Annotated in this window: 8 protein-coding genes; 2 read left to right on the top strand and 6 right to left on the bottom strand. The window is 62.8% G+C overall.

The window, feature by feature from the left end:
- Window positions 1–2481 (top strand): DUF3418 domain-containing protein (locus Q0O05_RS10130; RefSeq protein ID WP_293662666.1); only part of this gene is annotated, 2481 nt, incomplete at its 5' end.
- Window positions 2482–2523: 42 nt separating this feature from the next.
- Here the strand turns inward: Q0O05_RS10130 and Q0O05_RS10125 are convergent.
- The 6 genes from Q0O05_RS10125 to lptF all read right to left on the bottom strand — a co-directional run bounded on the left by Q0O05_RS10125 (window position 2524) and on the right by lptF (window position 8092).
- Window positions 2524–3093, bottom strand: a complete 570-nt coding sequence (locus Q0O05_RS10125) for a hypothetical protein (protein ID WP_293662664.1) — start codon at window positions 3091–3093, stop codon at window positions 2524–2526.
- 141 nt (window positions 3094–3234) lie between these two features.
- Entirely contained in the window at window positions 3235–4437 is a 1203-nt protein-coding gene (locus tag Q0O05_RS10120) for a pyridoxal phosphate-dependent aminotransferase (RefSeq protein WP_293662662.1), read from the bottom strand.
- Between the two features lie 4 nt (window positions 4438–4441).
- Window positions 4442–5407 carry a CysB family HTH-type transcriptional regulator gene (locus Q0O05_RS10115; RefSeq protein WP_293662660.1) on the bottom strand — a complete coding sequence of 322 codons (966 nt, stop codon included), beginning with the start codon at window positions 5405–5407 and terminating at the stop codon, window positions 4442–4444.
- A gap of 59 nt (window positions 5408–5466) precedes the next feature.
- Entirely contained in the window at window positions 5467–5889 is a 423-nt protein-coding gene (locus Q0O05_RS10110; RefSeq protein ID WP_293662659.1) for a CbiX/SirB N-terminal domain-containing protein, read from the bottom strand.
- Entirely contained in the window at window positions 5886–6992 is a 1107-nt protein-coding gene (lptG, locus tag Q0O05_RS10105) for an LPS export ABC transporter permease LptG (RefSeq protein ID WP_293662657.1), read from the bottom strand. The genes Q0O05_RS10110 and lptG overlap by 4 nt, the downstream gene beginning before the upstream one ends.
- Window positions 6989–8092 carry an LPS export ABC transporter permease LptF gene (lptF, locus tag Q0O05_RS10100; protein WP_293662655.1) on the bottom strand — a complete coding sequence of 368 codons (1104 nt, stop codon included), beginning with the start codon at window positions 8090–8092 and terminating at the stop codon, window positions 6989–6991. Before lptF ends, lptG begins: the two co-directional genes overlap by 4 nt.
- Before the next feature lie 23 nt (window positions 8093–8115).
- Between lptF and Q0O05_RS10095 the strand changes: the two genes are divergently transcribed.
- Window positions 8116–8796 (top strand): M17 family peptidase N-terminal domain-containing protein (locus tag Q0O05_RS10095; protein WP_293662654.1); only part of this gene is annotated, 681 nt, incomplete at its 3' end.

Below are 8796 nucleotides of genomic sequence, written 5' to 3'. Positions count from 1 at the left end.
CTCCACACCGTGGTGGCCGAGCACAAGTGGCGGCTCAACACCGCGCCTGCCAGCTACGAGCAGCTGCATCTGTCCATGCTCGCGGGCCTGCTGGGCAACGTGGGCTGCAAGCTCGAAGAAGGGCAGAACGGCGAATATTTGGGGGCGCGCAGCATCAAGTTTTTTGCCCACCCCGGCGCCCACCTCACCAAGAAGCCGGGCAGGTGGATCGTGGCCTCCGAGCTGGTCGAGACCACCCGGCTTTTCGGGCGCGGCATTGCCGGCATCGAGCCGCAGTGGCTGGAGCAGGTGGGCGGACATTTGCTCAAAAAGCAGCTGCTCGATCCGCACTGGGAGAAAAAAGCGGCCGAAGTCGTGGCGCTGGAGCGGGCTACGCTCTACGGCATCGTGGTGTACAGCGGGCGGCGGGTGAACTACAGCCGGGTCGACTTGGCCGGCGCGCGAGAAATATTTATCCGCGAGGCGCTGGTCAACGGCGAATGGGAGACGACGCTGCCCTTCCTGGCGGCCAACCACAAGCTCGTCAAGCTGGTACAGGACCTAGAGCACAAAGCCCGCCGGCAGGACGTGCTGGTGGACGACGAGTTGATCTACGCCTTCTACGACCAGCAATTGCCCGCGGACGTGTGCAGCGGTTTGAGCCTGGAGCGCTGGTACCGCGAAGAGAGCAAAAAGCCGCAGTACTACGAGGACGCCCGGTTGGCAGAGCGCTTCGCTCCGTCTACCTTGAGTCCTGGGGGCGCTCTTCCTGCCTGCAAGTTGCTTCGCCTGACCCGCGAGGAACTGATGCGCCACGAGGCGGCCGGCATTACCACCGCGTCATTCCCCAAAACCATCCGCCTGGGGGGTGTGGACTGCGCCGCAACCTACTTGCATGAGCCGGGCGATGCGCGAGACGGCCTGACGGTGACCGTTCCCCTGTTTGTGCTCAACCAGGTGAATGACGAGCGCTGCGAGTGGCTGGTGCCGGGCATGCTGCGCGACAAGGTGCAGGCCCTGATCAAGACCCTGCACCAGCGCCCGCGCAGCCGCCTGGTGCCCCTGCCGGACACCGCAGCCCGGTTTGCCGATGCGCTCAATGCGCCCGAAAAGTTTGGCACCGGCGGGCTGGTGGACGCGGTACTCAGGCTGGTGCGGGAGGCAACGTCGCTGGATGTTGTTCGCGCCGACATCAAGGTCGACATGCTGAGCCCGCACTTTTTTATGAACTTCCGGGTGGTGGACGAGCACGGCCGCCAACTCGGCCACGGCCGCAACCTTGGCGCCCTCAAAGCCGAGCTGGGCAGCCAGGCGCGCGGCGCATTCCAGGCTCTGGCGAGCCTGAAGCTGGCGCAAAGTCAGGTGAAGAGCCAGATGGAGAGTCAGGCGGTAGAGCAAACCGCCGCTGATTCGACGGGAGCTGGTGCGACCGGGCGTTCTGCGCAGGTAAAGGAGGAGCCCGCAAAGCGGGCGGGGGACACGGAGCAGAACACCCCGTCGAACCAGCGCTCAGCGGCCGCCAACACTGCGCAGGCAGCTACAAAAATCGGAGCGAACCCCAATGCTTCTAAAACCGGCGCCGCGCAAAAACCCCCGTCTAGCATCCTGGACGGCCGCTTCACCGCCTGGACCTTCGGAGAGCTGCCCGAGCTGCTGGAAATCCGCAAGGGCGGCCAAACGCTGATCGGCTTTCCTGCGCTTATTGACGCGGGCGACGCGGTCACGGTGGAGGTGTTTGACGAACCCGAGGTGGCCGCAGCCAAACACCGCGCGGGCCTGCGGCGATTGTTTGCGCTGCAGATCAAAGACGCCCTCAAGTACCTCGAAAAAAACATTCCCGACCTGCAGAAAATGGCGGTGAGCTACATGAGCGTCGGCAAGGCTGACAGCGGTAAAGACGCAGCCGCTTCAGGGCCGGGCGGCACCTTGGAAGAGCTGCGCGAGCAAATCATCGCCGTGGCGCTGGACCGTGCCTTTTTGCTCGACCCGCTGCCCACCGATGAGTTCGCCTTCAAGCGCCGCATGGACGAAGGGCGCGGCCGGCTGACGCTGATTGCCAACGAGGTGGCGCGCATGGCCGGGGTGATTTTGCTGGAGTACGCCGCCGCGGCCCGAAAAATCAAAGAGACCAAAAACGCCCCTGATGCGGCGGCCGACGCGCAGCAGCAAATCAACCGCCTCATTCCCAAGCGCTTCTTGCAGGCCACGCCGTGGGATAGGCTGCAGCACCTGGCCCGCTACCTCAAGGCCATCACCCTGCGACTCGACAAGTACCGCGCCGACCCCGCCCGCGATGCGGCGCGCCTGGCCGAACTGCGGCCGCAGGAGCAGCGCTACTGGCGCCTGGTGGCTGAGCGCAAGGGCGCGGTGGATGAGCGCATGCAGGAATTCCGCTGGCTGCTCGAAGAATTACGGGTCAGTTTTTTCGCCCAGGAGCTGCGCACGCCGCAGCCGGTGAGTGTGAAGCGGCTGGACAAGGCCTGGGCGCAGATTTCGGCCTGAAACAAATCCGGCGGTGAACCGGCGGGGAATTGACGGGCGAAATCATGCCTCGGGCGGCAGCAGCATGGCGATGCGCTCGGCAATCGAGTCGGCACGCTCGTGGCCCGCGATCGCTTCTACCGCGGCAATCATGTCCCGCGCGGCAGCGAGCATGGTTTCACGGTCTTTGGCATTGCGCAGCGCTTCACGAAAGGTCTCCGCTTGGGCCGGATCACGACGTACAAACATGCGCTCGCAGATGTCAAACAGAAACATCCGTGTAGTCGCGAGGGATCGCTTGCCTTCGAAGCTGTCGCTGGTAGACGCGGGACTGGACGGGGCCGCTTCGGGGAGCGATGGGGCTGGTGTAGGGGGGGGCGCGCTGGAGTTCGCAGGAGCGGGGGCAGCGATCCCCGGGTTGTTTACTGGCGCCGCACCGCCGGGGGCTACCAGGTAGCCGGTCTGCACCAGCTGAAGCGCAATCTCCATGGCCTCGCCGTTGAACATCTGCGAAACCGTCTGAACCGTGTTTTTGCCGTCCGCCAGAATCAGCATAGTCCGCTCGCGCTGCCCGAGGGTGCGCTTGCCAGCTTGCAGTTCTGATCGGCCTTTTTCGGTTTTGACAAGTTGCATCGTCCGGGCTCCAAGAAAGGCGAATTAGAGCCACGCGAGATGACAGGTCGGTGAAGTTGCCTCCACTGCTGCAATTTATGACGATTATTCGTCCTGAAGCACACCAGTATTGCGTGTGCAGCTACTGATTTTGTAGCGGATTCAGAGTTTTTTCAGGCGTTCCAGGGCGCTGATAAGCGTCTCGTCTTGTTTTGCAAAACAGAAGCGCACCACACGCTGATCAAAGCCGTTGCCGTAAAAGGCCGAGAGCGGGATAGCCGCCACACCGATTTCGCGGGTGAGCCACTGGCAAAAGTCGGCCTCGTTCAAATCGCTGACCGCCGATATGTCGACGCACTGAAAATAGCTGCCCTGGCTGGGCAGCAGCCGCAGGCGCGATCCGGCGAGCCCCTGGCGGAAGAGGTCGCGTTTGCGCTGGTAAAAAGCGGGTAGGTCCAGGTAGGGTGCAGGGTTTGCCAGGTAGGCGGCCAGCGCGTGCTGCACCGGGGTGTTGACGGTGAACACATTGAACTGGTGCACCTTGCGGAACTCTGCGGTCAATGACGCAGGCGCCGCCACCGTGCCAACTTTCCAGCCGGTCACGTGGAAAGTCTTGCCAAAGCTTGACACCACAAACGCCCGCGCAGCCAACCCGGGGTAGCGCGCTGCACTGTGGTGCTGCTGCCCGTCAAACACTATGTGCTCGTAGACCTCGTCACTGATGAGCAGGATATCGGTGGGCGCGAGCAGGTCTTGCAGCGCGCGCATGTCGGCATCGCTCCAGAGGGTGGCGCTGGGGTTGTGCGGGGTGTTGATCAGGATGGCGCGGGTGCGGGGGGTGATGGCGGCGCGGATGCGGTCCATGTCCGGCCCGAAGCTGCCGGGCTGGTCGCTCTGCCCCAAGGGCACCCGCACCACCACGCCGCCGGCCAGCTCGATATTGGGCACGTAGCTGTCGTAGCAGGGCTCGAGCACGATGACCTCGTCACCGGGGTGCACGATGGCCAGAATGGTGGTGATGATGGCCTGCGTGGCGCCGGCGGTGATGGTGATTTCGCTGTTCGCGTCATAGTGGCGGCCGTGCAGTCCGGCAATCTTGGCAGATACCGCCTGCCGCAGCGCGGGCACGCCGGCCATGGGTGGGTACTGGTTGTGCCCGGCCTGCATGGCATGGGTCACCGCATCGACCAGGGCGGGGTCGCAGGCAAAGTCTGGAAAGCCCTGGCCCAGATTGACTGCCTGGTGCTCAGCCGCCAGCGCCGACATCACGGTAAATATGGTGGTGCCGACAGCCGGCAGCCGCGACACGATGTGGGGGGTGGAGGCGAAGGTGGAGGTTGGGGAGGAGATGGTGTGCGTGTTCATAGGCTCACAATTCAAAATCGTCAACGTGGCCGTCCATGGCCTTGGCAATCAGGACGCGGTTAAGGCGACCGCTTAAAAGCTCCGCAAAGGTGTACACAAAATTGCGCAGGTAGGCGCTGCGCTTAAAGGCTACCCGCGTCACATTCTGACCAAACAGGTAGCCCGCCGGCCGCACGACCAGCCCGCTGCGGGAGGCGTTTTTCTCCATGTCTTCAACCACATCGGTCACCGCCATTTCCGCGGCAATGCCAATGCCCAGCCCCAGCCGTACGTAGGTCTTGATCACGTCGGAGTCAATGGCTTCGAGCGAAATACGCGGCTGCAGCTTGCGGGCTTCAAAGGCCTGGTCAATCTTGGTGCGGCCGGTGAACGAGGGGTGGTAGGTGATGAGCGGCTCAGCGGCCACGTCCTCCAAGGTTACGCGGTCTTTGTGCGCCAGCGGGTGGTCGGCGGGCAAGACCAGCACGTGTTGCCACTCGTAGCAGGGCAGGGTGACCAGTTCCGAGTAGTTGGACAGCGACTCGGTGGCAATACCGATTTCGGCGACATCCTCAACCAACATGCGGGCCACCTGATCGGGCGCGCCCTGGTGCAGGCTGACATTCACCTTGGGGTAAGCCGCGCGCAGCTTGGCCACCTTTTCCGGCAATACATAGCGGGCTTGGGTGTGGGTGGTGGCTATGGACAGGGTGCCGCTGTCTTGCGAGCTGTATTGCTCGCCGATGCGCTTGAGGTTGTTGACTTCGCGCAGGATGAGCTCAATGCTCTTGAGCACATGCTGCCCCGGCTCGGTGATGCGTTTGAGGCGCTTGCCGTGGCGGGCAAAAATGTCGATGCCCAATTCTTCTTCCAGCTCGATGATGGCCTTGGACACGCCGGGCTGCGAGGTGTGGAGCGCTTTGGCGGCCTCGGTCAGGTTGAGGTTGCGGCGGGCTGCTTCTTGAACAAAGCGAAATTGGTGCAGGTTCATATCGAATTCCAGCTAAAGATGGAATTCATTATGCATGCGAGGAGGCGGTGCGAGCGTCCTCAGGCGGGTTGCTGCGCGATGTGGGCCAGCATGTCCAGCAGCCGTGCGTCTTCGCCCACCGCGGCCCGCAGTTCGATCTGCAGCGCGGGGAAATCCACGCGCAGTTGCGCGACCAGCTCCGGCAAGTCCTCCCGCGCATGCCGGCCCACCCCCAGGAACATGGGCACGATGGCAAGCGCGCTCACACCGGTTTCGCTGAGAGACGCCACAGTGCTGGGCAGGTCGGGCTCGCTGAGCTCCAGATAGGCGCAGGCCACCGCGAGTTGGGGCGACTGTTGCCGTATGCGCGCAGCTACCGCCTCCATCGGTTTGTGCCAGAGCGGGTCGCGCGATCCGTGGGCGAACAAGACAACTGCACGCTTGCTGTCGGGAGCCCTGGTGTCCGGGGCGGAAGAGGCACTGGCGTCGGGTATGTGGGTCATCGTCGTAGCACCAGCCAGGTAAAGGCGGTGAGTGAAAAGAAGGAATAAATCAAGCCGGGCAGGGCGGCGGTAAGCCAAGGCTGCCAGCCTTGCAGGTTGCCCAGGTCGTTCATCACGTTGTTGAGCAACACAAAGCTGATACCCGCCATCACGCCGGCAAAGGTGTAACCGGCAATGCTCCCCGAGCGGAAATGCAGATACGCAAACGGTAGCGAGAGCACGACCATCACCAGACAGCTCAAAGGGTAAAACACTTTCTTCCAGAACTGGATTTCGTATTTTTGAGCGCTTTGCCCATTCGACTGGAGGTGCCGCACATACTGAAACAGGTCGATGGTCCCCATGCGCTCCGGGCGCAAAACCGCCGCAGCGACCATCTCTGCGCTGATCTCTGTGGGCCAGCGCAGGGTCTGAACCGCCACCCGCTCTGCCTTGGGGGTGCGCGCGGGGTCAGCGTTGAACTCGGTGCGCTGCACATCGGTCAGGGTCCACGACCCGTCACTTCCAAAGCTGCCGCCGCGGGCTTCGGTGAGTGACACGATGGCGCCCTGGTTGTCAAACTCGAACACCCGCACGTCCTTGAGCGTGGCGTCGGAGGACAGCGCGCCCACATTGACGGCGTAGTTTCCGTAAGCCTGCTTTTCTTTCAGCCAGGCCCCGGTCTTCCCCACGCTGATGCGGCCTTGAAAGCGCGACTTCAACAGCTGCGCCGTTTTGTCGGCCAGGGGCGCCACATAGTCGCCCACCGCAAAGGTAAACAGCACAAATCCCAGACCCAGCACCGCCAGCGATCTCAGAGCACGCCAGGGCCCCAGTCCGCTGGTGCGCAAAATGGTGAATTCCGAGCTGCGGGCCAGCCGCGCCATGACAAAAATAGTTCCAATCAGCACGGTAATGGGAAACAGCTCGTACACATGCGCCGGCACCATCAGCGCCACATAAATCAGCGCCTGCGGCACCTGGTACGCGCTCGACCCCAGGCGGCTGACCGACTGCAGCTCCTCCACCACATCAAAAAACATGAACAGGGCCACAAAACCCAGCGTCACCAGCGTTACCGCGGTCACCACCTCGCCGTACAGCAGCTTGCGCAGTGTCCTCATGGGGCTGCCGCCTGAGGGACCTTGCGCCGGGGAAAGCGCAGCGACCAGTGGTTGTGGCGCATCGCCAGCCAGCCCATGCTGAGCAGGAACACACCGCCGTGCAGTTGCAGGAGGGTGGTCATCAGCTCGGCCTTGCCGTTTTCGACCCAGTTTTTCCCCAGCACCAGCAAATTGAAATACACCACAAACGCCAGAAAGGCGAAGATCAGGTTGGTGCTGCGCCCGGCACGCGGGTTGGCTCCCGCGGCCGCTAGGCCCAACCACAGCAGGTTGAACGGGGCCAGCACCAGGCCGGCGCGCCAGGCCAGCTCGGCCAGATGCTGCCGCGTGGGTTTGCTGATGAGGTCTAGCGTGCCGGTGGCGTTGGCGGGGGCGTAGTTGCGGGCGGCAGTGTTGTCCGCGCCAACGCGTGCGCCATAGCGCTCGAAGGTGCTCACGGTGATGTCGTTTTTGCCCTGAGTGCGCTCCAGCCGCTGGCCGTTTTGCAACACCAGAAAGCGGTCGCCGTTCAAGACTTCAATCGAGCCTATGCCCGCCGTGGTGATGGTTTCTTTACTACTCTCCCGGGTCGCGATAAACACGTTGGTGCCGGTTTGCTGGCCCTTGCTGTCTTTCTCAATAAAGAACACGCGGTCGCCGTTGGCAGATTCCTGGAACTGTCCGGGTTCGATGCGGGCAATATCGCCACGCTTGTCGTATTTGTCGCGCAGGTCTTCAATTTGAGCGAATGACCAGGGCAGGATAAAAAACGCCAACCCCGCGATCACCACCATCACCGGCCAGGCAAAGCGCAGCAGGGGCCGCACCAGGCCCATCAGCCCTTTGCCGCTGCCAAACCAAATCACCATCTCGCTGTCGCGGTACATGCGGTTCACCACGCTCAGAACCGCAATGAAAAGGCTCATGGACAGAATGGTCGGCATGTCTGCCAGCACTGTGTACCCCATGATGATCAGTACATCCGCCGGATTAAAGCTGCCGCGCGAAGCTTCGCCCAAGGTGCGCAGCAGCGTCATGGTCAACACGACGGTGACCAGCACGACCAAGGTGGCGCCGAAACTGCGGCCCAACTCTCTGCGGATGGAGGAATGGAATAACATTGTGCGAAACGAAAGCGTCAATTATGAACTTTGAACTCAAACCCCTGAACCTCGTCGCACTGGCCAATGAAAAAGCGGACGTCCTCGTCTTACTGGTGGCCCAAGACTTCAAGGCCGGCAAAGACGAACTCTCTGAGCTGGTGGCGCAGGCCCTGAAGTCCGGCGACTTTGCCGCAAAGCCCGGGACGCTGCTCACCATGTACCGGCCGGTGCAGGCCCACGCTACGCGCCTTGTGTTGGCGGGCATTGGCGAGGGCGGCGCGCGTCATGTGCGCACGGCCATTGCAGCCTGCGCGGCCGCCATCAAGGCGCCCGGGGTAAAGAAGCTGGTGCTCGGGTTTGCCGGCGCCGCGCTGGAAGACGCGGCGCGGGCCGTGCCGTTGGCGGTGGCTGATGCCAGCTATGTCTACACCCACACTAAGTCCAAGCCGGAGCTACGGGTACTGCAAAAGGTGCTGGTGGCGGCGGTTAACGCATCCGAAGTGAAGGCTTCGTTCGACCGGAGCGCGGCGACCGTGCCTGGCGTAGAGCTGGCCAAAGAGTGGGGCAACCGCCCTGCGAATTATGCGACCCCCACCCTGTTGGGCGAGGCTGCACAGGCGCTGGCGAACTTCCCCAAAATTTCCTGCGAGGTTCTCGGCCCGCGTGAAGTGGCCAAGCTGGGCATGGGCTCGTTCATGGCCGTTGCAAGGGGCTCCGACGAG

Source organism: Rhodoferax sp. OV413, from assembly GCF_945881795.1.
Lineage (GTDB): Bacteria > Pseudomonadota > Gammaproteobacteria > Burkholderiales > Burkholderiaceae_C > Allorhodoferax.
This window is presented reverse-complemented; position numbering and strand designations above follow the sequence as displayed.

Excerpts from the sequence above, each read along its gene's own strand:
- lptF (WP_293662655.1), bottom strand. The coding sequence starts at position 8,092 with ATGTTATTCCATTCCTCCATCCGCAGAGAGTTGGGCCGCAGTTTCGGC.
- Q0O05_RS10125 (WP_293662664.1), bottom strand. The coding sequence starts at position 3,093 with ATGCAACTTGTCAAAACCGAAAAAGGCCGATCAGAACTGCAAGCTGGC.
- Q0O05_RS10115 (WP_293662660.1), bottom strand. The coding sequence starts at position 5,407 with ATGAACCTGCACCAATTTCGCTTTGTTCAAGAAGCAGCCCGCCGCAAC.
- Q0O05_RS10110 (WP_293662659.1), bottom strand. The coding sequence starts at position 5,889 with ATGACCCACATACCCGACGCCAGTGCCTCTTCCGCCCCGGACACCAGG.
- Q0O05_RS10120 (WP_293662662.1), bottom strand. The coding sequence starts at position 4,437 with ATGAACACGCACACCATCTCCTCCCCAACCTCCACCTTCGCCTCCACC.
- lptG (WP_293662657.1), bottom strand. The coding sequence starts at position 6,992 with ATGAGGACACTGCGCAAGCTGCTGTACGGCGAGGTGGTGACCGCGGTA.